Source organism: Paractinoplanes pyxinae (genome assembly GCF_026626335.1).
GTDB classification, from domain to species: domain Bacteria; phylum Actinomycetota; class Actinomycetes; order Mycobacteriales; family Micromonosporaceae; genus Actinoplanes; species Actinoplanes pyxinae.
In genome coordinates, this window is the sequence record NZ_JAPNTZ010000009.1 from 127,799 (window position 1) to 151,515 (window position 23,717).

Below are 23,717 nucleotides of genomic sequence, written 5' to 3' on the forward strand. Positions count from 1 at the left end.
GTCAGAGCATAGGTCACACTGTGACCTAAGGCCACTGTGCGCTTGAAGCGGGTTCACGGCACGTGATCGAATTGGCGAGCCAGCCAGGGAGACATAACGCACCGTGCCCGTTCCGCCCTCGTCACGAGAGATAGCGGATGACCTCACCGCGCGCATACGCAGCGGCGAGTACCCGCTGGGCTCGAAGCTGCCCACCCTCCGCGAGATGGCTGGCCTCTACTCGGTGTCAGTCTCGACGATCCAGCGAGCCCTAGATCGCGTCGACGAACGCGGATTGATCATTTCCAGTCAGGGCCGCGGCACCTTCGTAGTCGACAGGCTGCCTCAGTAAAACGGTCAGACGATGTCATCCGAACACGATCTTCACCGCCCGAAGAGCGATTCTCACGTTCGGTATCCGCGAACTAACCTTCACGTCAGGTCTGGGGGGACTTGATAGAAGTACTAGTCTCTTCGAACATGTGTTCGAAGGGGGGAGCAGGATGCGCATCGAACGTGGCTCAGCACGGCGGTTCACCGCGCCCGCTGAGTCGCATCCCGAGTAACCCGTTCGGGAGGTGTCCGCCAGCCCGCCTCCTCCGCCCACACCCGTGAACGGAGCCACCCCACATATGGAATCGTCCCGCCGGTCACTGGCGTACATAGGACTTGGTGCCGCGTGCGCCGCCTTCACCGGCGCCGGCATCACCCACCTGGACGACTCGCCGCTGCTTGCGGCGCTGCTGCTCGCCCAGGTCGTCGCGATCGCCTCGGCTGCGTTAATCGCCCGCGACGCACGGCGCAGCCGCGATCAAGTCGCTCTACTCACCGCCGAGCTGCTCGGGGTCAAGGGGGACCTGGCCGATCTCCGCTCCGAGCTGGCTCACATCGACGAGCACACGGAGATGGTCGCCGCGCGTACTCAACGCCTGGCGAATCTGCTCGAGGTGACCAAAGCCGTGCAGCCGCCCGGCGGCACCGGTGAGGAGACCGGCGAGCTCCTCAACTTCCCCGCTAAACCACGTCGGGTGAGGTAAGTCCCCCCATGAGCCCCCCAAGCCCAGGTCGGCAACGCGGCTGACCTGGGCGGAATTGGGCGGAGGGCGTGGGATTCGAACCCACGAAGAGTTTCCCCTTACCGGTTTTCAAGACCGGCGCCATCGGCCACTAGGCGAGCCCTCCCATTTGTTGCTGTCCCAGTGTGCCAGACCGGCCTCGGGTGGCGGCGGGGAGCCGTACGGAAACTTTGTTTAAGACTCTTAACATGCCCTTGAGCTGGTGAAACATATGATCTGGAACATTTACAGGCGTTGACACAGTATCGATGGGCGTGGTTATGGTTCAGAGCCTTCCATCCCGGCCAAGGCCCCCACCTCAGGCAAGGGAGTTCCCCGTATGTCCATCCCCAGGAAGATCGGGTGGGTCGCGTCGGCGGCCGCGGTCGTCTCGGCGACCGTCCTCATCGCACCCGCCGCGTTCGCCGCCAACGAGTCGGTGAACGTCTACCTCACCACCACCAGCGACAGCGGCGGCCGCACGGTCACGCGCGGTCTGCAGCAGCAGTCCCCGGTCGCGTTCGCGAGCAGCAGCGGCTCGGCCAACCAGACCATCACGGTCAACGAGAACACCACGTACCAGCAGTTCGAGGGGGCCGGCGCCTCGATCACCGACACCGCCGCCTTCAACATCCGCGGCAGTGGCGCGCTCTCGGCGGCCACCCAGAACGACGTCATGACGAAGCTGTTCAGCCCCACCGCCGGCATCGGGGTGAGCGCCATCCGCAACGTCATCGGCTCGTCCGACCTGGCCCAGAACAATTTCTCGTACGACACCACGTGCTGCGACCTGAACGATTTCTCGCTGTCTCGTGATGCCGACGTGATGGCGCTGACCAAGCAGGCGGTCGGCCTCAATCCGGCCGGATTCGTGATGGCCTCACCGTGGTCGGCGCCGCCCTGGATGAAGGACAACAACGCCTACAGCCAGGGTTATCTGCAGGCGCAGTACTACAAGACGTACGCGCAATACTTCGTCCGCTATATCCAGGGCTACCAGTCGCAGGGCGTGCCGATCCGGTATGTCACCTCGCAGAACGAGCCGGGTTGCTGCCCCGGTTATCCGTCGATGCAATGGCCGGTCTCGGGTCTGCAGTCGTTCGCCAAGAACGACCTCATGCCCGCTCTGCAGGCGGCCGGCCTGAACACCAAGCTCCTGATCGGCGACTGGAACTTCGACACGTACGACCAATGGGTGGCGCCGCTCGTCGGTGACGCCGCCATCCGCAACCACCCGAACTTCGGCGGCATCGCCTGGCACGACTACGGCGGCAACCCGTCGACCGCGAGCACGGTGCGCAACCAGTACCCGAACGTGAACATGTACATGACTGAGCACTCCGGCGGCACGTGGGTGACCAACCAGCACGCCGAGGACATGGGCGACCTCATCGAGTACTTCCGCAACTGGGGCCGCGCCTGGACGAAGTGGTCGCTGGCCGTCGACCAGAACATGGGCCCGCACAACGGCGGCTGCGGCACCTGCACCGGCCTGGTCACCGTGCAGCGCGGCGGCAGCCGGAACGGGCAGGTCGACTACACCGTCGAGTACTACACGATGGGGCACCTGACCAAGTTCGTCCGGCCCGGCGCCGTCCGCATCGACTCGAGCGCGAACGGCACGGTGCCGAACGTGGCGTTCCGGAACACCGACGGCTCCAAGGCCCTCATCGCGTACAACACCAGCGGAAGCGCCCAGAGTGTGAAGGTCAATTGGGGCGGTCAGTCCTTTGTCTACAACCTTCCCGCCCGTACGTCGGCCACCTTCACCTGGAACGGCAGCCAGTCCGGCGGCGGTGGTGGCGGCGGCGGTGGACGCACCGGCACGATCACCGGGCTCGGCGGCAAGTGCCTCGACGTGACCGGCGGGTCCACGGCCAACGGCAACCAGCCGCAACTGTGGGACTGCGGGTCGGGCAACCCGAACCAGCAGTGGACGATCGGCGCCGACGGCACGATCCGCGGGCTGGGCAAGTGCCTGGACGTGGCCAACAACTCGACGGCCGACGGCGCGGTGGTCCACCAGTGGGACTGCATCGACTCGGTGGCCAGTCAGAAGTGGACGGTCACGGCCGGCCGGGACATCGTCAACAGCGCCACCGGCAAGTGCCTCGACGTCACCGGCAACAACACTGCCAACGGGGCCAAGCTGCAGCAGTGGGCCTGCACCGGCGCCGCCAACCAGAAGTGGACGACCCCCTGATCCACCGTTTTTCGTCGTACCCGTCGGGCAAGCTGAACCCATGCAAGCGATCGTGATCGAGGACAAGCAGCTGGTCCGGCGCGAGGTGGAAGATCCTGAGGCCGGCGACGGTGAGGTCGTCATCGACGTCACCGCCGCCGGCGTCAACCGGGCCGACGTGTCGCAGCGCCAGGGCTTTTATCCGCCGCCGCCCGGCGCCTCGCCCTACCCCGGTCTCGAGTGCGCCGGGGTGATCAGCGCCGTCGGGCCCGGGGTGACCGGGCATCACGTCGGCGAGCGGGTCGCCGCGCTGCTGTCCGGCGGTGGGTACGCGGAAAAGGTCGCCGTTCCGGCCGGTCAGCTGCTGCCCGTGCCGACCGGCCTCTCGTTGACCGAGTCGGCCGCGTTGCCCGAGGTCAGCTGCACGGTGTGGTCGAACGTGAGCGACCGCGACCGGCTGCGCAAGGGCGAGACGCTGCTGGTGCACGGCGGCGGCAGCGGCATCGGCACGTTCGCGATCCAGCTGGGCAAGGCCCTCGGCGCCTCGGTCGTCACCACGGCCCGGGCGAGCAAGCACGACTTCCTGCGCGATCTCGGGGCCGACCTGGTGATCGACTACACGACCGACGATTTCGTGGCGGCCACCCGCGAGTTCAACGGTCGTGGCGCCGACGTGATTCTCGACATCGTGGGCGCGAAGTACCTGAGCCGCAACATCGAGGCGCTGGCTCCGAACGGGCGGCTCACCGTGATCGGCATGCAGGGCGGTCGCAAGGCCGAACTCGATCTGGGCGCCCTCATGGCCAAGCGCGGTTCCGTCTCGTCGACGAGCCTGCGGGCCCGCCCGGCGGCCGACAAGGCGCGCATCGTCGCCGGCGTCGTGCGGGTGGTGTGGCCCCTGGTCGAGGCGGGCGCGATCCGGCCGATCATCGACACGACCATGCCGCTGGCCGAGGCGGCCGAGGCGCACCGGCTGATGGAAGCGAGCGACCATGTCGGCAAGATTTTGCTGACTCCGTGAGTCAAACTCACACCTTTGAGTGATTAATCAGCAGGGTTTCGACTCTTTGTCCGTTTTTTTGCGGCGTGGTGAAGTGGTTTGAGTCACCGATCTGCCCAGCATGGTGGAACTCCGGCCGAGTGATCGGCCGAGCGACACCGGGAGGTCTCGTGACCAATACGCCGCTGCGCCCAGCGCGGAGGACGGCCTCTGTGCCGGCTCCCCGCGATCCCCGGCGCTCCAAGGCGCCGTGGATCGCGACCGGGGTGTTTGCGCTGCTGATGGCCGGGGTAGGGACATATTTCGCGTACGGGACAAGCGATGAAGTCGCCCCGGTGACGCCCACCGCCACGGCCGGCGACACCGCCGTGGCGACGGTTGCCGCTGCCCCCGTACGGCCCGCCATAACCGCTTCCGAAGGCACGCTCGCCATTTCGGTCAGCAACACCGAATGCGGCGTCGCGACAGTGGGCCCGGCCGACCTCCCGTTGGCCGCCGAGGGTGAGTTCTGCCTGGTCACCATGGCCGTGCGGAACACCGGGAAGGAGCCTCGCCTGCTCGATCCGCGCGCCCAGCGCGCGGTCGACGAGCACGGCCGCTCCCATAGTGTGGCCGTCGAGGCCGCGGTATTCGTCAACGATCAGGATCCGTCGCTGCTCGACGAGATCCCGCCGGGCGCGACCCGGCACGGCGTGGTCCCGTTCGACGTGCCGAAGGGGGTCCGGCTCGCAGCTTTTCAGCTGCACAAGTCACCGCACAGTACGGGCGTACGGGTGCCGTTGTCCTGATCACAGGCATATTTCGACAATCCACCGCCGCCGATCGAGTGCGTAACTCGCATTCTTTTCGTCGATGGGCGAGGGTGATTGTGCGATTTCGGCCCCGAAACATTCCTGTTGTGTGTTGGCATGGTCGACGGAATTAACGAGTAGTCCGGGTTCCCATTGCCGCCCCTCGTGGGTGGCATCGGCGCGGCGCACGGTAAAGCCGAGCCGACGGGATTCGCGCGAGTGCCCCGGACCGATGTCGGAGGCAACACTGCACTGTCCGTCCCCGAGCCGGGCCTTCACCGCCGGCGCTATCGCGCTGGCCGTGATCTCACCGGCTCTAGACCCAGTCGAGCACGCCGCCGAGGCTGTGCCACCCGTCCGCCCGGCCGATTCCGACGGCTCGGACACCATCCGGATCGAGGAGCGCACCAAGACCACTGAGCGTGCTTCACGCGCCGCCCCCCGGCGTTTCTCTCTCGCCCGCAGCGCCGCCCAGACGGCCCGGGCACAGGTCAACCCGTTCGCCCGCCCCGACGGCGGCGCGGCCCTGCGGACCGCCGTGGAGCTGGCTGTCGTCGACGAGCGGGAGGCGTTGCGCACTGCCGAGACCCTGGCTGCGGTCGAGGTCCGGGAGCACCTGCGGGGTGCTCCGGCCGACGTCGACTCGGACGGCGAGGTGCCGGCCGACACGGGCGCGCTGCTCGCGGAGGCGGACCGGACCGCTCGTACGCTGGCCGCTCGCCGGGTCCAGCAGGAGCGTGCGCAGCTGCGGGCGCTTCGGGAGGCTCAGCGGGTCGCGGCGATCGCGGCCGAGAGCCCCCGCGCCTATGACGGCGTTGCGAGCTCTCGCTCGTATGACGGCGTCGCGAGCGAGGCCCCGCGGACGTTCGGCCGGTACACGTACCGCAGCTCGCGGGCCTATAACCGGTCGTCGTCGCGCCAGCTGCGCTCGGTCGTGACCCGGTACGCGCCGGCCAAGCAGGCCGGCCAGCGGGTCATGCGGATGGGCAACGGGATGACCGCGGTCATCGCCTTCGCCCGTTCGCAGGTGGGTAAGCGCTACGTGAGCGGGGGCCTGGGCCCGAACGGGTTCGACTGCTCCGGCTTCACCAAGCGGGCGTACGCGCTGGCCGGCATCAGGCTCCCGCACTCGTCCGGAGCCCAGGCGGCCCGGTCGCGGTCCGTCTCGCGCTCGCAGGCCCGCCCCGGCGACCTGGTCGTCGGGCCCGGGCACGTGGGCATCTACATGGGCCGCGGCATGATGATCGACGCCGGCAACCACCGGACGGGCGTGGTCTACCGCAAGGTGTACGGCGGACTGCGGGTCGCCCGCATCTCCTGAAGGCTCATCCACCCGGCCGCGCTGTCGCTCGACGCCTCAGCGCGGCAGGGTGAGCCGTACGGTCGTGCCCGTCCCGGGCTCGCTCTCCAGGTGCACGCTGCCGTGGTGGGCGTCGACGATCGACTTCACGATGGCCAGCCCCAGGCCCGGGCCCTGCGTGGCCATCACCTCGGCCGCCGCGCACCGGTAGAACCGGTCGAAGACGTGCGGCAGCTCGTCGGCCGCGATACCCACCCCGGTGTCGGTGATCAGCAGCTCCGGCTCGCCCTCGGAGATCGAGTCGACAGTGATCTCGCCGTCCGCGTGGGTGAACTTGATCGCGTTGACCAGCAGGTGGTTGAGCACCTGGGCCAGCCGCTTGGCGTCCCCGCGGGCCGGCACCGGCGTCTCGGTGCGGTCGCGCAGCTTGACCCCGCGGTGCTCGGCCAGCCCCCGGCAGGCGGCGACCGCCTGATGCGCGAGTTCGGCCAGGTCAACCTCGGCCAGGTCAAGCTGCACCCGGTTGTCGGTCATCTTGGCCACCATCAGCAGCTCGTCGATGAGCCGCAGCAGCCGGTCGGAGTTGCGCGACATCACCGAGAGGAACCGGCGCGACGTCTCGGCGTCGAAGTCGTCCTCCAGCAGCATCTCGAGGTAGCCGCGAATCGTCGACAGCGGCGTCCGCAGCTCGTGGCTGACCGTGGCCAGGAACGAGTCCTTCATCCGGTCGACCTGGCGCATCCGGTCGGCGATCTCACCCGCGTGCCGCGCGTAGCGGCGCAACTCGAGCTGCACCGACGCGTGCCGGGCCAGGCTTCGCAGGGCGCGGCGCTGGGCGGAGGTGAGCACCCGGGGCTCGCGGTCGAGAACACAGACCGTTCCCACCGCGTACGTGCCATCGAGCACCACCGGTGCGCCGGCGTAGAACCGGATGCCGAGCGCGTCGACCCCCGGGTTGTCGGCGAACCGGTTGTCGTCCTCGGCGTCGGGCACCTCGAGCAGGTCGTGCGAGGTGATGGTGTGGGCGCAGAAGGACAGATCGCGCGGGAAGCCGTCGAGTTCGGTGCCGACCTTCGCCTTGAGCCACTGCCGGTCGCGGTCGACCAGGCTGACCAGCCCCACCGGGGTCCCGCAGATCTGCGAGGCCAGGAGCGCGATGTCGTCGAAGTCCTCTTCCGGCGGGGTGTCGAGCACCTGGGCGTCGTGCAGTGCCGCGAGCCGGGCCGGCTCATCGGGAGGCAGTGGCGCCCTCATCAACCGATCGTCTCACCCCGGCCACCCGATATGGCCGGATTCGTCGGACCGCTACGGCGCAACGGACCCCTGACAGCAGTCGGCACCCGCCTCCAGGGCGGGTGCCGACTTGCTATCTCCACCGGGCGCGGGGATCTCGGCCGCACACACCCGGTCGGATGTCAGACAGAAGCATCACCCGGCCCTCGCGTTGACGTACGCACCGGCTGTGCGTCCGCCCGAATGAGTGACAGCGCGCCGCCACGCGAGTGAAAGGCGGGCGATACGTAACCGGACTAGTCTCCATGCGTAGAAGGTCCGTATCCCGCCGGAGGACACCACGATGAGTCTCGAACGCGCCGTCGCCCCGGATCCGTACGATCTTTTGCCCCCGGTCCCGTCGTTCACGGTGACCAGCAACGACGTGGCCGACGGGCGCCCGCTGGACGAGCTGTTCGCGCACACCAGCGTGGGCGGCAAGAACCTGTCGCCCCAGCTCGCGTGGTCCGGCTTCCCGTCCGAGACCCGCGGCTTCGTGGTCACCTGCTTCGACCCGGACGCGCCCACCGGCAGCGGCTTCTGGCACTGGGTGCTGGTCAACCTGCCGCTCAGCGCGACCGAACTGGAGCGGGGCGCCGACCCGCTGCCGGGTGAGGCCTTCTGTGTGCGCAACGACTACGGCGACAACAACTACGGTGGGGCCGCCCCGCCGCCCGGCGACCGTCCGCACCGCTACGTGTTCGCGGTGCACGCCATCGACGTCGACAAGCTCGAGGTCCCGGCCGAGGCGACGCCGGCCTACGTCGGCTTCAACCTGGCCTTCCACACGTTGGCCCGGGCCACGATCCGGCCGACGTTCCAGCTCAAAGCATGAAGACCGCCGGCTTACGAGCCGGCGGCCTTCGCGTTTGGATCAGTGTCAGGCGGGGGTGCGCGCCACGACGAAGACGGACTGGCCGAACGGCGGCTTCATGACGCTTTCGGCGGCCTTGGTCACCGGCAGCACCAGCGAGTCGTACACCTTGACCATCGGGCCTTCCTTCGGCGCCAGCTTGAAGATGCTGGTCGCGCCGTAGTAGCCGATCAGGCCGAGCGCGTTCGCGTAGTGCAGCTTCTCGATCTGCAGGCCGGCGTCTTCCATGGCGGCGCGCATCGTCTTCTTGGTGTAGCGGCGGATGTGGCCGGTCGCGATGTCGACCTGGCTCATGGCGAACATGAAGGCCGGCACGATGATGATGACCCGGCCGCCCGGGCGCACCAGGTCGGCCATGCTGCGCAGCGCGCCGACGTGATCCTCGATGTGCTCGAGCACGTTGTACGAGACGGCGGCGCTGTACTCACCGTTGGCGTCGGCCGACGGGAGCAGCATCTGACGCACGTCGATGTTCGGGTAGTCGGCCATGCGCTCCTTGAGCAGCACGAGCCTGTCCGGGTCGGCTTCGGTCGCCGTGAACCGCGGAAGGTGCTCGGCCCACTCGATCGCGTAGTCCCCGAGACCGCTGCCGATCTCGATCGGGTTGTCCCCGAGGTACGGAAGAGCGAGCTCGACGAACCACCGGCGGTGGTTGACGGCCGTGGCGAGGCCTTCGAGCACTTCGGACTGGATCCGCTGGTCTCCAGTGATGTCTGCCATATGTAAGGTTCCCTCGTCTTGCCGATCTGAGCTGACAGCGGGACCGGACGAGTTAACCATCCGACGCGCGTATCCGAAAGTTGAGGCCGGGGCAGGCGCTCATTATTTGCCTGATTGAGACATGCGAAGCTGGGTACTACCACCGGTTCGGCGCCTAATACGACGTTCATATCGGCTCGATCACGCATGGGCAGCTCGTCACAGCAACGTTACCAACCTCGGTTAGGCTCGCCCACGCTATGACGATTACGGGTATTGACTCGACAGGCCAGCCGGCTGGCGGGAACGTGCTGCCGCCCCGTCAAGTGACCGAAGCCGACGACCTCGAAGCCGAGCTGATCGCGCTCGAGACCGACGCCGCGACGACGGCGCCGGCGTCCGCCCGGCCCGATGTCGAGGCCGCCCCTGAGCAGGCCGGGAAGCCTGCAAAACGGTGGTGGCGACGGCGACCCGACTGGCGTGACGTGCTGGCGGCAGCGACGTTCGTCGTTGTCGCGTTCTATCTCACAGCCCCGTTGTGGCTCAATCTCGATCATCAGCTGCGCGACGATCCGCAGGATCAGGCTTTCTTTGAGTGGATGCTGGCGCATGGTGCCCGCGTGCTCACCGATGGCGCATATCCGTTCTTCTCCGATCGCATGAATTACCCCGATGGGGTGAACATGATGGCCAACACCTCGGTGTTGGCCATATCGCTGCCGATGACTCCGGTGACTTTGTTGTTCGGCCCCCATGTGTCGTTCAACTTATTTCTAACTCTGGCGTTGGCGCTCACCGGTATCTCGTGGTATTTCGTGCTCTCCCGCGTGTTCGTGTCTTCGCGACTCGCGGCTTGGGTCGGCGCACTGTTCTGCACGTTCGCGCCCAGCATGGTTTCGCATGCCGGCGGTCACCCGAACATCGTCTCGCAATTCCTGGTCCCGCTGATCATCTGGCGGACGCTGCGCCTACGGCAGCCCGGCCGGGTCGTCCGCAACGGACTGATCATGGCCGCGCTGCTGATCTGGCAGGCCTTCATCAACCTCGAGATCCTCTTCATGACCGCCGTCGGCCTGGGCGTGTTCTGCCTGATCATGGCCATTGCGCGGCGGAAGACGCACCGGGGTGAGATCCGCCGGTTCCTGCCCGGCCTGGCCGTCGCCGGCACAGTGACGCTGGCCGTGCTGGCGTACCCGCTGTCGGTCCAGTTCTTCGGCCCGCAGAGCTACCACGGGCTGCCGCAGTTCGTCCGCAACTTCGGCGCCGACCTCGCCTCGTTCACCGCTTATTCGAGCCACTCGGTCGCCGGGAATTCGGTAATCGCGGAACGGCTCGCGCAGAACCCGGCCGAAGAGAATGCGTTCTTCGGCTGGGGCCTGGTCATTCTCTTCGTCGGCCTGCTGGTCTGGATGCGCCGCTCGGTGGCGGTTCTCGCGCTGGGCGGCATCGCGCTTCTCTTCGCGGCGATGTCACTCGGACCGCGAATTTTCCTGAACGGGATCAACACTGGCATCCCCGGCATCTGGGCCGTTCTGCACAGCGTTCCGGTGCTGAACTCGGCCGTGCCCACCCGCTGGGCCATGGCCATCGCCCCGGTCGTCGGCATCCTGCTGGCCCTGGGCGTGCAGCGGGCCATCGACCTCACCCGCGCCCAGCCGGCCGCCCGCGGCCCGGTCCGGGTCGCGATGATCACCGCGGTCGCGATGGCGCTGGTGCCGCTCGTGCCGGTCCAGCTCAAGACGGCCCCGATGGCCCCGGTCCCCGAGTTCGTGACGTCCGGCGCGTGGAAGCAGTACGTCGACGACAACCACACGGTGGTCACCCTGCCGCTGCCGGACTCGAGCTACCCCGACCCGCTGCGGTGGACGGCGACGACCGGCCAGGACATGCGCATCGCCGGCGCGTACGCCCTGCTGCCCAACCAGAACCCGCTGAACCCGGCCGACCGTACGGCGCTGTTCTCGCCGCCGTGGCGGCCCACCAGCGGTCTGATGGCTTCGATCCGCCAGGGCAACCCGATCCCCGAGATCAACGACACCCGCCGCGAGATGACCCTGGCCGACCTCCGCTACTGGAAGGCCGGCGCCGTGGTGCTGACCCCGCAGGTCCGCGACATCGAAATGCTGCGCGCGATGACCGGCCTGCTCGGCTTCCAGCCCACCTGGACCGGCGGCGCCTGGGTCTGGGACGTCCGCCCCCTGGTCGACAACCCCGACGCGGTCCTCACCGGCCCCGACATCGGCTGACCGGATCCGTTGAACAAGGGCGGCCTTCGGGCCGTCCTTGACCGGGGCGTGTCACCTTTGCCGGCCCGAGCCCTCGCAGCCAGTTGACTAGGCTGCCGGGAATGGCGAGCCGCATCGGAGACATGGTGATCGACTGTGCCGACCCGGAACGGATGGCCGCCTTCTGGAGCGAGGCGCTGAACTACCGGATCTTCGCCCGCGACGGAACCGGCGTAGCCATCCGCGGAGCGACCACCAGCCCCGACATCTTGTTCATCCGGGTGCCCGAGCCTAAGCCGGCCAAGAACCGCCTGCACTTCGACATCTGCCCCACCGACCGCACGCAGGCCGAAGAGCTGGACCGCTTGCTGGCCTTGGGCGCCACCCACTCAGCAATCACCGCGAGCGGCTCCTGGATCGTCCTCGAAGACCCCGAGGGCAACGAGTTCTGCCTGATGTCCAAGCAGATCCCCGCCGAGCCCGCCCCATTCCACGACGCCTGACCTCAGCCGTGTCCTCTAGCGGATAGCGCGGCGGCTGGTTGTGCTGTCGACTTGAGTGGTGTCCAAGCCGCGTCGGCGCACGGAACTGACGCATCGGGGGCCATCAAGGGGCGCCGGTCCGAACCCTGCTGTGTGGCCTCGACGAACCGGCTTGGCGCAGCAACGTGATCGACACGCGCAGCCTGGCGATTGGCGGCAAACTGCCGCCACGTTGGCGTCTGTCCTCTCGGTCCTCCTGGTTGCGGCCGGCCTTCTCTACACCAACGCCGCCAACCGAGATCAACTAATGCTGACCGAGCGGGGGCAGGTGACTGATCGCTTCACTCGGGCGATCGATCAAATCGGCTCCGACAAACTGGATGTGCGGATCGGAGGTATCTACGCGCTGGAACGACTCATGCGGGACTCTCCAGACGATGGCACTCGACTGATCAAGGTCTTATTGACTTTTGTCCGTGAACACGCCCTGCCGTCCTCGGGGCTCACGCCTGACGAGCCGGCCGACCGCACTTCACAAAGCAGGACGCTTGCTTCTCGGAGCAAAGTTGCCTCGGACGTACAGGCCGCGTTGGACGTCTTGGGCCACCACTTCAACGGCTCGTCCGGGATTCGCGGTCTTGACTTGTCCGGTCTGGATCTGACGGGCGTCATCCTTGTCGACGCCTACCTCGTCGAGGCGAATCTCGGTGGAACGGACCTGTCGGGTGCCGCCCTGATCGGAGCAGACATGCGGAACGCGTACTTGCAGTACGCGGACCTCAGTGAAGCAATCTTGGGCGGCGCAGATCTTGGTGGTGCTGACCTCGAGTTTGCTGATCTGAACGACACGTGGTTGGTCGGCGCTAACTTCGCTGGCGTCGACCTGCGGCCGACCTACGGGCTGACGGACGACCACTTGAGGTGCATCCGGGTCGACGACGAGACGGTGTTGACTCCAAGGATGGAACGACCGATGCCTGATTCACACCTGAGTCGCGCGTGCGAGGAGAGCCTCGTTCGCTGATCGTGTGGTCTAGGGCAGAACCTCGATCGGGCCGTGGGAGCCGGAGGCGTTGGCCAGGTCTTGCATCAGGCGGAGGATTCTCGGCCAGTGTTGCTGGACGATGCGGTCGGCTTCCACGAGCAGGTCGGCTCGGGACTTGGTGGCGTCGACCAGGGACTTTTCCAAGGCGTTCTTGTGGTTGCCGGTCAGCCAGTCCAGGTTTTCGTCGGTGTCGTGGCCCAGGGCCTGCAGGTAGCGGACCGACGCCGACAGGGAGCCCAGTTCGGTCAGGGCGGCGAAGTCGGGGCCGGCGGAGCTGTCCTTCTCGTAGAGGACCGAGCCCATGAAGATGCCGTGCGGTGCGGGCTGGATCTCGTGGACCCGGGCGCCCAGGTGCACGCTGACGACGCTGCGGCCGGCCAGGCCGGCTAGCAGGATGCCGGTGGAGATTTCGTCGATCTTGGCCGGCCGCAGGACGTCGGCCGGGTAGGCGACGACGAGGGGACCGGCGCCGCCCACGAATGGGAACGGTTTCACGCAGGCACTGTAGAACGTGGCCCTTAGGACTTGATGCAGCAGCCCTTGCAGACCTTGGGTTGGGGCAGCGTGAAGGCCAGGCAGCAGGTCTTGCGCTGGACGTCGAGCTTGCCGTTGGCGTCCGGCACCAGCTCGATCAGGTCTTCGACGCCGAGGGCGCGGTGCAGCTGGGCGATCGCCTCGGCCGAGCGGCCGGGCAGGACGTCGGCCGAGCGGAGGACGCCGTAGGCCACACCGGACGAGAGCGAGCCCATCAGCGTGCGCTTGCCGAGACGGACCCTGTCGTGGATCGCGTCGAGCAGGGGCGTCAGGTGCTCATCGAGCAGGGAGCGGCGCAGCTCGGCCAGCAGCTCGGCCTCGTCGGCGACCACCCGCACCTGGGGCAGGCCGGCCAGGGCGATCGGGTCGCCGGGCAGCACCGCGACCGGGATGCCGGCCCGCAGGCCCAGGGTGACCAGGGGGCGCGGGTCGGCGAAGTGCACGAGCACGTCGTCGGCGGTGAGCAGGGGCACCCGGCGGGCCGACGCCCAGCCGAGCACGGCCGGCAGGGCCAGCCAGTACGTGTAGGCCTTCCAGGCCAGGGCGGCCGCGGCGTGGGGCTGGGCGTTCCAGCGGCGGCCGGCCGACTCGAGCAGATCGTCCAGGCTGTCGCCGGTCAAGGTGCTGGCCGGGAGCCAGCCGGCGGTGTCGTGGACGAGCAGGTCGGGGGCGACGCCGGGCAGTTCGGTGCTGGTGCCGAACATCGCTCGCAGGGTCGCCGTGACCGGGCCCAAGGGATCGGGGGCGGTGACGGTGCGTGTGGCGCGGTCGAGAGCAGTGGTCACTGAACGTGCCCGCCCTGCGGCGCTTGCGTAACCTGGAGCACCGCATTCACCTCGCCGAATGAGTAGAAAGCACGGTGGCCGAAACGCCTCCGTGACGACGACCCACCGTACACCTCTTAGGCTAGCCTAACCAAGCAGAACTTTCGGACGAATACCCTCCGCCAGGGTTACCTAACCGACGGCGCGTACGTTGCCTGCTTCGTCAAGGTATCTGTCGTGTACTCGCTAATAGCGCCATCCGGACACCAGCGGCGGCGACACTGAAATTCTCGTCGCGAAGGGGACATCGATGATGACCACCTCGCCCGTCGAGCGGGCCGCTGATCAGTTTGTGACGGCGCTGGCGCACTGGCGGGTCGAACGCGGCATGAGCAAGAAGCAGCTTGCCGCTCGCATGGGTTTCGACCCTTCCTACGTCAGCCACGTCGAGGGGCGTCGGCACAAGCCCACCGAAGACTTCGCCCGCCGGGCGGAAGCCGTGCTGGGCGCGGGCGGGGTGATCTGGCAGCGCTTCCAGGAGTACGACGAACTGCGCCATGCGCGCGGCACGGCCCTGCACCGCGATCCCCCCGTACCGGTTCAATGGTTGCCGCCGGGAACCGGGCTGATCGTGGAACGTGAGGTGGCCGAGCTCCGCTACACCGACGGCACCTACCGCTGCCGGGTGCGGCGGGCGCTCTACAACGCTGGTTCCGAACCGGTGACCCGCTACCTCGTGAAGATCGCGGTCGACCGCTACCCGAACGACCCCACCGGCTCCAACCGTCACCACCGCGAGCACCCGCTGAGCTTCGACGAGATGGCGTTCAACGCGTGCGCGGGCGAGGGCGACGCGGTCGAGGCGATGGACTGGCGGATCAAGCTCGATCGGGACGCCTCGAAAGAGGTGTGGCTGCTGTTCGCCAACGAGGGCGGCCAGTTCGCGCTCTATCCCGGCGAGAGAACCACTATTCAGTACGAATACACGGTCGGCGTGGAGAAGTGGGGCCAATGGTTCCAGCGCGCCGTCCGGCTCCCGACCCGCCGGCTCACCGTGCGGCTCGACTTCCCGGCCTCGTTCGACCCGCAGGTGTGGGGAGTGGAGACGTCGCTGGCGGCTGAGGTTCCCGTGCGTACGCCCATGGAGAGGCACGACGACGGCGACCGCGCGGTCTTCGAGTGGTCGACCGACACGCCCCAGCTCAACGCCCGGTACCGCCTGGAGTGGCGCTTCCGTGGGGCCGGGGCGCCGCCCTTCCCGTCGCTGGCGCCGGCGGCCAACGGCAACGGCCAGCCCCGCGCCTCGGGGCAGATGCGCGGCATCGGGATAGTGCAGCGCGGCTCCGAGCTGCTGCGGCAGCGCGCCCGGCACTTCCAGCTGCCGCGCGAGGAGGACGAGGCCCGCGAGGTGGTGGCGGCCCTGCGTGAGGCGCTGGCCCGGCTCGAGCAGGTGCACGATTTCACCAAGGGCGTCGGGCTGTCGGCGCCGCAGATCGGCCGGTCGGTCGCCGTGGCCGTGGTGCGCTCGGCCGACCCCGACGACGAGCCCCAGGTGCTGATCAATCCGCGGGTGGTCGGCGAGTCGGCCGACCGGGACGAGCAGTACGAGGGGTGCCTGTCGTTCTTCGACTACCGCGGCCTGGTCAAGCGCCCGCTGCGGCTCGACGTCGAGCACGCCCGGCCCGACGGCACGCGCGTCGTCACGCGGTTCGAGCGCGCGATGGCCCGGCTGGTCGCCCACGAGATCGACCACCTGGAGGGGCGGCTCTACGTCGACCGCATGAACGCCGAGTCGAGCCTGGTGCCGGACTACCACCAGAGCGGGCGGCCCTGGGTCTACTAGAGCTCGTTCTCAGAGGTCGGTGAAGCTGTCGTACTTCACGCGGATCGATGGCACCTGCAGCTCGGCCAGCGTCTTCAGGGTGGCCTTGACCATGGGCCCCGAACCCGAGACGAAGAAGTCGTGCTCGCTCCACGGGCCGTAGCGGGCCACCACGTCCGAGATGTTGCCCTGCTCGCCGGGGTACGTGGGGTCGTCGCTGCAGGCCGTCACGACTGACAGCCACGGATAGCGGGCGGCCAGCCGATTGAGTTCGGCCAGGTCGTACAGGTCCTCGCGGTTTCTCGCCCCGAAGAAGACGTGCACCCAGCGCGTGCGGTTGTACCGGGTCAGCTCCTCCAGCAGCGATTTCACCGGGGCCAGGCCGGTGCCGCCGGCCACGAAGACGGTGTCGCGGGTCGAGCGCCGATCCAGGTTCATGGTGCCCATCGGGGCGGCCAGCCGGATCATGTCGCCGACCTCGAGACGGCGTACGAGGGCACTGGAAACCCAGCCGGCGCCGACCGCACGGACATGGAACTCGAGGGTGTTGTCCCGGCGGGGCGCGTTCGCTATCGAGTACGGGCGCCACAGCCGCGGTTGTATTCGCGGGCACTCGATGCTGACGTACTGGCCGGCCCGAAACTCGAAGGGCTGCATCGGCAGGACGGTGAAGACCGAGACGTCGGTGGCCCGGCGCTCATGTGCCACTACCTCGGCGTACCAGAAAGGGGGGTTGGTATCGGTCTCCGCGCCCTGCAGCATGACCGAAGCGATCTTCGCGTACGCCTCGGCCCACGCCTCGTCGTACTCGACGCTCCACTGCTCGCCGGCGTGCACCCGCATCGCCTCGATCAGCGCGCCGCCGACCACCTCGTAGTGTTCTGGTTCCACGTGGAACTTGCGATGATCCCGTCCGAGCGCCCGCAGGTAGTCGGTGAACTTGTCAGCGTCGTCGATCGACTGCACCGCGGTGACGATCGCGTTCAGCAACCGCGAACGCTGCACGTCCATGTGTACCGGGAAGAGATCCCGCAGGTCGGGGTACGACAGGAACAGACGCGCGTAGAAGTATCCGGCGACCTTGTCCTGATGCTCCTCGACGAGGCTCCAGCTCTCTTTGAGCAAGCGTCCGAGGTCTCCCATGCACTCAGGGTGGTCAGAAGAGTCGGATAAGCGACGCACGGCTCGTGCGACTCATCTCAATTCACCTTCGGGTGACCTGCTCCTAGAGTTGTCGGGTGACCCTTGAGCGCCAGCAGGCCACCCGGCCGATCCTCACCGCCGAGATCATCATCGTGCTGTTGCTGTCGCTCGGTCAGAGCGCGATCTATTCGATCGTCTCGATCATCGCGAAGCTGACCGCCGACCAGCCGCTCTCGCAGCAGGCCGCGGTGCTCAATGCGTCCCGCTCGGCGCGCCCGTACCTCGACCTCACCTACCAACTGCTGGGCATCGCGTTCGACCTGATGCCCGTCGTTCTGGTGCTTTACCTGCTGCTCCGCGACCACATCTCGCCTCGGCGCGAACTCGGCCTGTCGGCCGATCGGCAAGGTTTCGACTGGGGCTGGGGCGCGTTGCTGGCCGCCGGCATCGGCATTCCCGGGCTGCTTCTGGTGTACGTGGCCAAGCTGCTCGGCATCAATGCGGACATCGTGCCGGCCGCGCTCCAGCCGGTGTGGTGGGCGGTGCCGGTGCTGATCCTGGCCGCGGTGAAGAACGCCGTGCTGGAAGAGGTGATCGTCGTCGGCTACCTCATGACGCGCCTGCGTCAGTGGGGCATGTCCACCGTCGCGATCATCGCCTGCTCGGCCGTGCTGCGCGGCTCGTACCACCTCTACCAGGGCTTCGGCGCCTTCGTCGGCAACGCCGTGATGGGTGTGGTGTTCGCGCTGTTCTTCCTGCGCTTCAAGCGCGTGATGCCGCTGATCGTGGCGCATACGCTGCTGGATGTGGTCGCGTTCGTCGGCTACACCGCCCTGCCCGAGTCGTGGCTCAGCTGGGTCTGACGCCGGTAGTAAGAGGTGGCCCGGGCCGTGGTCGCCTGAGCGGCGGTGGTGCTGGTGAGCAGGGCGGCCAGCAGACTCGTGCCGGGGTAGGCGCGGTTGATCGACCGCAGCGCCGTCCAGGCGGCGGCCTGCGGAACGACCAGCCGGCTCAGGCGCCACACGGCATCACCGTTCGGCGTGGCATGGGTCTCCTGCGCGGCGGCTGAGACGGCGGCTTCCGCTTCCTCGGCCGTCTCGTGCACGCCGGTGATCACCAACAGGTCGACCGCACGCCGCGGGTCCGTCGGGTCAAGCCCGTGGGCGGCGGCCAGGTGCAGGACCAGCTCGGCGTCGGTGAGCGCCCGCCCGGCCAGAAGAGCGATTGCCGCGTACGACCCTGAGACCGCACCGAAAACGCTGGTCAACGCGCCGAAGCGGGTGAACTGCCGCCCCGCCAGCCGCGCCAGCGCGGCCGGCCCCGCCGTCGGATAGGCCGCGCTGGTGGACGCGGCCCACTCCCGAGCCCGCGGCCCAATGACGTCAACCGCAGCCAAGGCCAAATGCTCCGGCGCGTGCGCGGGGTCCGAGATCAGCCGAGCCCAGCGGTCACCGGCCGCCCGGTCCACCTCCGCCCCGCGGACGGGGGCCAAGCTCTCCTCCACGGCCGAGTCGCTGGGGGAGTTCGGGCGCGAGGCAGTCGCGGTCTCGCGCGCGGCCGGCTCGCTGGGGCTCGAGGCAGCCACGGTCTCATCCGCGGCCGGCTCGCTGGCGGGGTTGGGGCTCGAGGCCGTCACTTTCTCGCCCGCGACCGACTCGCTGGGAGAGCTCGGGCTCGTAGTTACCGTCGCGCGCGCGGCTGCGTCGTCGGCGGTTGCCTCGGAGTTGGCTCGCGATCTCGCTTCGGCCGGTCGGGCATCCGTCTTGTTTGCGGAGCTAAGGCTTGAGGTAGACACCGTCTCGCCCCTGGCCGCGACCGTCGAGCCGGGCCGTCGTCCCGCCTCTTCCGCTGGGGCGGCCTTCTTCACCTGCGGCGCAGATGACGTCGCGTTCTCTTCTTGCACCGTCGGCGTAGAGGCGCTGCCGGTCGACTTTTCGGAGTCTTCCGGCTGGGTGCTTTCCGCAACCTCGGGCGCTGCGGGACCGGAGCCGGCGTTGTCATTGTCTTCCGGCCGAGCCGCCGTAGCCGCGACCGAGGGCGTTGCGACCGCGCTTGCTTCCGCCGTTTCTTGTGCCCCCGTCACCCGGGTCGGCGTGGCTGGCTGCCGATCGGCCAGCGAGCCCGCGTCTTCCGTTGCGGCGATCTCTGCCGGTTGCTTCCCCGCCGCCTTCTTACTGGCCGGCGCCTTCTTGGTCGGCCGAGCGGGGCTGGACGGCTCGGAAACCCGACCCGCCCTCTTCGCCGGCGCGGCCTTCGCCGCTGCTTTCGACCCGGATGCCGTGCCGGCCAGGGTGCTCTGGGTCGCCGCTTCTGCCGGTGCGCCTTGCGTGGGGGCCTCGGCCGGCGTGCTGTCGGTGGTTTCTGTCGTCGAGGTGGGCTCATCCGATGAGCGCTCGGCCGGAGCTGGGGAGTTTTCGGGCCGCGAAGTGTGGGCCGTCGGTGTGACAGTGGCCGCAGCTTGGGTCGGTGTGGGCGCGGCCTTTGTTGGGGACGGTCTCGGTGCGGACGGCTTGCGCGGGGCTGAGGCCGGCGTGTTCTTGGCGGGCGCTGCCTTCTTGGGTGGTCGGGTGGGCCTCTTCGCGGGCGGGGTGCTGTCGCCGGCCTCGGCCGGTGAGGGCTCAGGGGTGCGCTGCTTGCGGGGTGGGGCCTTGCGCGGCGGTGCCGGAGAGTCCGTACCCCCTTGGGGGTGACTTTCGGCACTTGGCGGCTGGAAGGTGACCGGCGGCGCGGCCTTCGCGGGACGGCGTGGGGCCTTCGGCTCGGGGGTCCCGCCCGGCGGCGTCTCACTCGGCGCGTTGAACGACGCCCGCGACGGCCGGGCGCGCGGAGCCTTGCGAGGATCAGTGGGCGGGATCTCCTCCATGCCGCAGCAGCCTAGCCGCAGCAGCGCCATTTCACCTGTTGGAGACACCTCCGACCCACCCGCCGCGCGCGAGGATGGCAACCTCTTTGTGCGGCGCTGAGCGGGTCCGGTATCCTCAACCGTCGGCGGCCTTCACGGGCCGTCGGGGAGACTTCGCCTAGTCTGGTCTATGGCGCCGCACTGCTAATGCGGTTGGGGTTTTATAGCCCCTCCCGGGTTCGAATCCCGGAGTCTCCGCGTGCAGAGCCGGTGTGTATGCTGGCAAAGCACTGAGCGCCCGTAGCTCAATGGATAGAGCATCTGACTACGGATCAGAAGGTTAGGGGTTCGAGTCCCTTCGGGCGCACAAGTGATCAAGGCCGTGACCTGCGGAAACAAGGGTCACGGCCTTTTTCTTTCCCATTTCCGGCCCTGAAAATCCCACCTGGTGGGAGCGTGGTGTTCGGATGGTGATCGCGTGTCGCAAACGTGGTCCGTCCATAGTGGATTCCGATGTTGAGCAGGACTTTCCCCCTCGAACCGCGGCCCGACCCGCAGCCCTCCTCGACTACTGTGCGTGATGACCTTGAGGTATTCGTCATCCGCATCAGGGCTGCCACGAGGCCGTCCAGGCCAACGTCTGACGCCGAGGCCGGTAGGTAGGCGTAGGTATGGCGGGTAGGCGGGCGAGTCGTCCGAGGATGCCGGGGTCGTGTCGTGCCGCCGCCATCGCGGCGGGTGGGTCCGGCGGCGACTGCCGGCGCCGCGGATCCGGATACGAGGCAGCCGGCGACACCGAGGTGTAGTCGATGGCCGCGGCCGGCAGCGGGAAACCCGTCCGGCTTTAAGGGCCATCCGCCTCACGGGGCTCTCCGGGAAAGCGTGCGCCGGAACCGGCGGCGAGTGGTTGCCGCCGGATCATGTCCGGGCCGTCGTGATCGTGCTGGAAATCCTGCCGCACCGGTCCCGCTCTTGACCAAGCGATCCACACGAGTGCCGCAGCCGGCCCGAATAGATCTTCACAGTGCCAGGAGCAAGAGGGCTGCTCCCAGCACCCGAAGCGGCACCTGCAGGGCCGATGAGGGCTCCTGGACCAACAGGAGCCGCAAACCCCAGGCGCGGACCCTGCGAACAAACCCCGGCCGGATCCGCTCCCCTGTAGCACTGCCGCCTCGACAGGCGTCCGTCTGCTCCGTCACCGAACGCAGCCGAAGAATAGCCAAGAGAGGGTATAACCTGTTTACTGATCTGCCGAGATCAGCGCATCGAACATCGAAGAAGTAGGACTCTAACCGGTATCTCAAAATTTTGCTGTGGATGGGGGGAGTGAGGGACCTAGGTCATTCAACATTGCGCGTGCTGCATGCTTTCGGCGCTGGCCCAAGATGAGAGGATTGCTCCGTGCCGTCTTGTCGATGTCATAATAGACCGTTGCTTGTATGCGCTTTCCGTACATCTGCTCGGGAAATATGAAACCCATAGAAACAGGAAGGTAGTAAATCTTAATGCGTCGATTCGGTTCTACGGTCTGAGGGAATTCAAGCTTGTAAGGCCCACACGCGCCGCAAATCGTATCGTCGATCTCGACATGCTCGACGAATAGGGCTCCTCTGCCCGTGTTCATCACGGTAACCATCAGTACCGGAAGGCCCAAGGAGTCGTCGTCGCCGTCGCGTTGTCCGTGTGGCCACGGAGCGCGAAAAAACCTACCTTTGTTCCTCAGAACGCCGTAGTGAAGAGTTGCCTTCGCGTTCCCCGCGGACCCCTTCCACTGGTACCGACTCCAGGCTAACGCTATTGCACTTAGAGTAAAAGACGCGGCACTAATGTAGACACTCATAAGTCCAATGTAGTCGACGAGTGCAATCCAGTAGTCGACCTTGCTCCTGGTCCTGCGACACGACAAGGACTGGCGGGCACGTAACGCCGTCGGCCACCATCCCGGCCGAGGCTGCTGACCGCCCGAGACAGCGAGGCCTCATACTTCTACGGCAGAAACAGCCTTAGGCCAGCGGCACGCATGTCAGTCTTCGTCCGTCCCTGACACAGCGTCGCGCTGGACCTATGCCATCGTCCTTGGCCACCGAGCGAGCATCCGGATCTGCCGCCAAGCATGCATGATGGACGATGGGAAGCCGTCACACGCTGTGATGCAGCCTGCGTCGCCCGGACACACGCTCATGCCGAGAACAGTGCACTCAGTGTGTGAGCATGCGTCCGCTGCCGGCTCCGGCTAATTGTTTAATATCTGCCAATCATGCGGACCTTCTCGGCATGGACGGGCGAGAACCTTCACTCTCATTCATTCGCTCTAACATCGCATGCCAGGTCACCAACGGCTGAAACTATAGATATTCGGCCAACCCGGTCGACCTGCCTGTCGCAGACTTCGATAGCTCGAACATCGCGATGGCGAAGAAGCAGATAGGTAAGGCTCTCCTAAGCATCAGGAGAGCAGTGTCAGCTCACACGACGCAAGCACTTCTGGTGCGTAACTTAAATGATCCATAAAAGAGTTTCGCTGAAGGGTGGAGTAGCGATGGCGCAAGGTGATCCAAAAGTCCTCGATCGACAGACTAGTGCAGCACGTCCTACCAAAAAGGGGTCCAGGCTCGTTCTTTGGACCTTCATCATCGGCATTGTCGCGACGCTAGTTGGAGTCCTAGCGTTTGGGCGAGACCTGATCGACTTCACGGTCAACCCTCAGCGCTCCTGCCCGGGAGATCCGCAGCGAGCTACAGTGAGCTCGCCCGCACTGGTAGGACCACGGTTCGAGTACACGGTGACTTTTCAGTGCCTGCCGCCGCCAGGCGAAAGCTACTACTTGGTCTTCGAGCTCCTTGACGTGGGGGCTCCCGTGAAGCATTCCGTATTTTTTCGCAAGAGCACTTACGGTGATGTCAAGCCGGGTGACGTGTATCAGAATGGTCATGATCTGTCGTCTGCAAAAGTAGGATCGGTACGGCGCATCTATATCATCCGAACGACACCTCAGAACGCTGCACAATTCGGCGTCAATACGGTGCCCGGTGGTGGCGTGCTCGAACTTCCGCCAAACACACTAGCCTCAAACATCCTAAGTGTGACCCGTGGGTGGTGACCAACGAACTTTCACGCACCTTGTCTGGCGTACTCAAATGGCCGCTGACCGCGCTACCCATGCTGTTTTCGTCGCAGGGCACCGCGGTCGAACGTCGGCAATGGTGGCCGTCGCGATCTTGGATCGCGCGGCTTGTCAGCGGCGGCGTACACGTCGAGCGGACAGTCGCCTCGCCATCCTCTGCCGCCTGGGGACATCATCATCATGCGTGCCTCCGCGGAGTCTGGCGTTTTGTCGTTGTCACTCTGCTCGGCCACGCGAGAAATAGAGGCTATTGCTCGTCGATAGGAGCGCGGGGGCGAACTCTCATGCCGCGTCGAGGGCGTTGGTGGTCTTGCCGACGGTGACGCACCGTAGGTTATGGCTACTTCTTCTGTTTCCGATCACCCTGCGGTCGCGATCGACGAGCGTATGCTGCGCGCGGCGGTGGCCGCGTACCTGGGCCGGTACCTCGGTGAGTCCCGCGTCCATACCGGCTCCGACCTCAAGGTGTTCCTGACCTGGTGCTCAGGTCAGGATCTTGATCCGCTGTGCCTGGGCCGGGCTGAGATCGAACGGTATGTGCGCTGGTTGCAGGAAGTCCGTTGATACCAGCCCTCGACCGTGTC

General features: G+C 67.0%; 20 protein-coding genes and 3 tRNA genes. 16 read left to right on the forward strand and 7 right to left on the reverse strand.

The genetic code is table 11. From position 1 onward, the window contains the following. Positions 1-103: 103 nt before the first annotated feature. Together OWR29_RS25675 and OWR29_RS25680 are read left to right on the forward strand one after the other, a co-directional pair. A complete protein-coding gene (locus OWR29_RS25675; RefSeq protein WP_267565788.1) occupies positions 104-331 on the forward strand; it encodes a winged helix-turn-helix domain-containing protein in 228 nt (75 codons plus the stop codon). Between the two features lie 280 nt (positions 332-611). Beyond that, positions 612-1,016 carry a hypothetical protein gene (locus OWR29_RS25680; RefSeq protein ID WP_267565789.1) on the forward strand — a complete coding sequence of 135 codons (405 nt, stop codon included), beginning with the start codon at positions 612-614 and terminating at the stop codon, positions 1,014-1,016. A gap of 60 nt (positions 1,017-1,076) precedes the next feature. Here OWR29_RS25680 and OWR29_RS25685 read toward each other — a convergent pair. Next, positions 1,077-1,161, reverse strand: a tRNA-Ser gene (locus tag OWR29_RS25685). A gap of 213 nt (positions 1,162-1,374) precedes the next feature. On the opposite strand from OWR29_RS25685, the gene OWR29_RS25690 reads away from it, so the two are divergent. The 4 genes from OWR29_RS25690 to OWR29_RS25705 all read left to right on the forward strand — a co-directional run bounded on the left by OWR29_RS25690 (position 1,375) and on the right by OWR29_RS25705 (position 6,328). Further along, a complete protein-coding gene (locus OWR29_RS25690) occupies positions 1,375-3,237 on the forward strand; it encodes a ricin-type beta-trefoil lectin domain protein (protein WP_267565790.1) in 1,863 nt (620 codons plus the stop codon). 40 nt (positions 3,238-3,277) lie between these two features. Then, positions 3,278-4,237, forward strand: a complete 960-nt coding sequence (locus tag OWR29_RS25695) for an NAD(P)H-quinone oxidoreductase (protein ID WP_267565791.1) — start codon at positions 3,278-3,280, stop codon at positions 4,235-4,237. A gap of 191 nt (positions 4,238-4,428) precedes the next feature. After that, positions 4,429-5,004 carry a DUF4352 domain-containing protein gene (locus OWR29_RS25700; protein ID WP_267565792.1) on the forward strand — a complete coding sequence of 192 codons (576 nt, stop codon included), beginning with the start codon at positions 4,429-4,431 and terminating at the stop codon, positions 5,002-5,004. A gap of 235 nt (positions 5,005-5,239) precedes the next feature. Then, a complete protein-coding gene (locus tag OWR29_RS25705; RefSeq protein WP_267565793.1) occupies positions 5,240-6,328 on the forward strand; it encodes a C40 family peptidase in 1,089 nt (362 codons plus the stop codon). 36 nt (positions 6,329-6,364) lie between these two features. On the opposite strand, the gene OWR29_RS25710 is transcribed toward OWR29_RS25705, so the two are convergent. Beyond that, positions 6,365-7,561, reverse strand: coding sequence for an ATP-binding protein (locus OWR29_RS25710; RefSeq protein WP_267565794.1), 1,197 nt, complete (start codon positions 7,559-7,561; stop codon positions 6,365-6,367). Positions 7,562-7,883: 322 nt separating this feature from the next. Here OWR29_RS25710 and OWR29_RS25715 point away from each other — a divergent pair, with 322 nt between their 5' ends. Beyond that, positions 7,884-8,414, forward strand: a complete 531-nt coding sequence (locus tag OWR29_RS25715) for a YbhB/YbcL family Raf kinase inhibitor-like protein (RefSeq protein WP_267565795.1) — start codon at positions 7,884-7,886, stop codon at positions 8,412-8,414. 45 nt (positions 8,415-8,459) lie between these two features. Here the strand turns inward: OWR29_RS25715 and OWR29_RS25720 are convergent, their stop codons facing one another. Further along, positions 8,460-9,173, reverse strand: a complete 714-nt coding sequence (locus tag OWR29_RS25720) for a class I SAM-dependent methyltransferase (RefSeq protein ID WP_267565796.1) — start codon at positions 9,171-9,173, stop codon at positions 8,460-8,462. A 239-nt stretch (positions 9,174-9,412) separates the two neighbouring features. On the opposite strand from OWR29_RS25720, the gene OWR29_RS25730 reads away from it, so the two are divergent. From OWR29_RS25730 to OWR29_RS25740, 3 genes are all read left to right on the forward strand, one after another. Further along, positions 9,413-11,398: a DUF6311 domain-containing protein gene (locus tag OWR29_RS25730; protein WP_438872655.1), complete on the forward strand. Its 1,986-nt coding sequence runs from the start codon at positions 9,413-9,415 to the stop codon at positions 11,396-11,398. A 101-nt stretch (positions 11,399-11,499) separates the two neighbouring features. Further along, the gene (locus OWR29_RS25735) at positions 11,500-11,880 is read left to right on the forward strand and encodes a VOC family protein (RefSeq protein ID WP_267565799.1); all 381 of its coding nucleotides are present in this window, start codon (positions 11,500-11,502) and stop codon (positions 11,878-11,880) included. 151 nt (positions 11,881-12,031) lie between these two features. Next, entirely contained in the window at positions 12,032-12,883 is an 852-nt protein-coding gene (locus OWR29_RS25740; protein ID WP_267565800.1) for a pentapeptide repeat-containing protein, read from the forward strand. Positions 12,884-12,892: 9 nt separating this feature from the next. Here OWR29_RS25740 and OWR29_RS25745 read toward each other — a convergent pair whose 3' ends face one another. Beyond that, a complete protein-coding gene (locus OWR29_RS25745) occupies positions 12,893-13,399 on the reverse strand; it encodes a hypothetical protein (RefSeq protein ID WP_267565801.1) in 507 nt (168 codons plus the stop codon). Positions 13,400-13,422: 23 nt separating this feature from the next. Next, positions 13,423-14,142 carry an IucA/IucC family C-terminal-domain containing protein gene (locus tag OWR29_RS25750; protein ID WP_267566068.1) on the reverse strand — a complete coding sequence of 240 codons (720 nt, stop codon included), beginning with the start codon at positions 14,140-14,142 and terminating at the stop codon, positions 13,423-13,425. Positions 14,143-14,515: 373 nt separating this feature from the next. On the opposite strand from OWR29_RS25750, the gene OWR29_RS25755 reads away from it, so the two are divergent. Continuing rightward, positions 14,516-16,045 (forward strand): peptide deformylase, encoded by a 1,530-nt coding sequence (locus OWR29_RS25755; protein ID WP_267566069.1) that lies wholly within the window; start codon positions 14,516-14,518, stop codon positions 16,043-16,045. A gap of 9 nt (positions 16,046-16,054) precedes the next feature. On the opposite strand, the gene OWR29_RS25760 is transcribed toward OWR29_RS25755, so the two are convergent. After that, entirely contained in the window at positions 16,055-17,167 is a 1,113-nt protein-coding gene (locus OWR29_RS25760; protein WP_267565802.1) for a globin domain-containing protein, read from the reverse strand. A gap of 95 nt (positions 17,168-17,262) precedes the next feature. On the opposite strand from OWR29_RS25760, the gene OWR29_RS25765 reads away from it, so the two are divergent. Then, positions 17,263-18,030 (forward strand): CPBP family intramembrane glutamic endopeptidase, encoded by a 768-nt coding sequence (locus tag OWR29_RS25765; protein WP_267565803.1) that lies wholly within the window; start codon positions 17,263-17,265, stop codon positions 18,028-18,030. Here OWR29_RS25765 and OWR29_RS25770 read toward each other — a convergent pair. Further along, complete coding sequence (locus tag OWR29_RS25770) at positions 17,991-18,752, reverse strand: hypothetical protein (protein ID WP_267565804.1); 762 nt, start codon at positions 18,750-18,752, stop codon at positions 17,991-17,993. The two genes, OWR29_RS25765 and OWR29_RS25770, sit on opposite strands and share 40 nt — an antisense overlap. Before the next feature lie 31 nt (positions 18,753-18,783). Here OWR29_RS25770 and OWR29_RS25775 point away from each other — a divergent pair, with 31 nt between their 5' ends. The 4 genes from OWR29_RS25775 (at position 18,784) to OWR29_RS25790 (ending at position 23,697) form a co-directional block, all read left to right on the forward strand. Then, entirely contained in the window at positions 18,784-19,857 is a 1,074-nt protein-coding gene (locus OWR29_RS25775) for a hypothetical protein (protein WP_267565805.1), read from the forward strand. 319 nt (positions 19,858-20,176) lie between these two features. Next, a tRNA-Ser gene (locus tag OWR29_RS25780) sits at positions 20,177-20,267 on the forward strand. 36 nt (positions 20,268-20,303) lie between these two features. Next, positions 20,304-20,376: transfer RNA gene (locus OWR29_RS25785), tRNA-Arg, on the forward strand. 3,093 nt (positions 20,377-23,469) lie between these two features. Then, the gene (locus OWR29_RS25790; protein ID WP_267565806.1) at positions 23,470-23,697 is read left to right on the forward strand and encodes a hypothetical protein; all 228 of its coding nucleotides are present in this window, start codon (positions 23,470-23,472) and stop codon (positions 23,695-23,697) included. Positions 23,698-23,717: the final 20 nt, after the last annotated feature.

Excerpts from the sequence above, each read along its gene's own strand:
- OWR29_RS25710 (WP_267565794.1), bottom strand. The coding sequence starts at position 7,561 with ATGAGGGCGCCACTGCCTCCCGATGAGCCGGCCCGGCTCGCGGCACTG.
- OWR29_RS25755 (WP_267566069.1), top strand. The coding sequence starts at position 14,516 with ATGACCACCTCGCCCGTCGAGCGGGCCGCTGATCAGTTTGTGACGGCG.
- OWR29_RS25680 (WP_267565789.1), top strand. The coding sequence starts at position 612 with ATGGAATCGTCCCGCCGGTCACTGGCGTACATAGGACTTGGTGCCGCG.
- OWR29_RS25735 (WP_267565799.1), top strand. The coding sequence starts at position 11,500 with ATGGCGAGCCGCATCGGAGACATGGTGATCGACTGTGCCGACCCGGAA.
- OWR29_RS25750 (WP_267566068.1), bottom strand. The coding sequence starts at position 14,142 with ATGTTCGGCACCAGCACCGAACTGCCCGGCGTCGCCCCCGACCTGCTC.
- OWR29_RS25705 (WP_267565793.1), top strand. The coding sequence starts at position 5,240 with ATGTCGGAGGCAACACTGCACTGTCCGTCCCCGAGCCGGGCCTTCACC.
- OWR29_RS25730 (WP_438872655.1), top strand. The coding sequence starts at position 9,413 with ATGACGATTACGGGTATTGACTCGACAGGCCAGCCGGCTGGCGGGAAC.
- OWR29_RS25720 (WP_267565796.1), bottom strand. The coding sequence starts at position 9,173 with ATGGCAGACATCACTGGAGACCAGCGGATCCAGTCCGAAGTGCTCGAA.
- OWR29_RS25790 (WP_267565806.1), top strand. The coding sequence starts at position 23,470 with ATGGCTACTTCTTCTGTTTCCGATCACCCTGCGGTCGCGATCGACGAG.
- OWR29_RS25695 (WP_267565791.1), top strand. The coding sequence starts at position 3,278 with ATGCAAGCGATCGTGATCGAGGACAAGCAGCTGGTCCGGCGCGAGGTG.
- OWR29_RS25715 (WP_267565795.1), top strand. The coding sequence starts at position 7,884 with ATGAGTCTCGAACGCGCCGTCGCCCCGGATCCGTACGATCTTTTGCCC.
- OWR29_RS25690 (WP_267565790.1), top strand. The coding sequence starts at position 1,375 with ATGTCCATCCCCAGGAAGATCGGGTGGGTCGCGTCGGCGGCCGCGGTC.
- OWR29_RS25760 (WP_267565802.1), bottom strand. The coding sequence starts at position 17,167 with ATGGGAGACCTCGGACGCTTGCTCAAAGAGAGCTGGAGCCTCGTCGAG.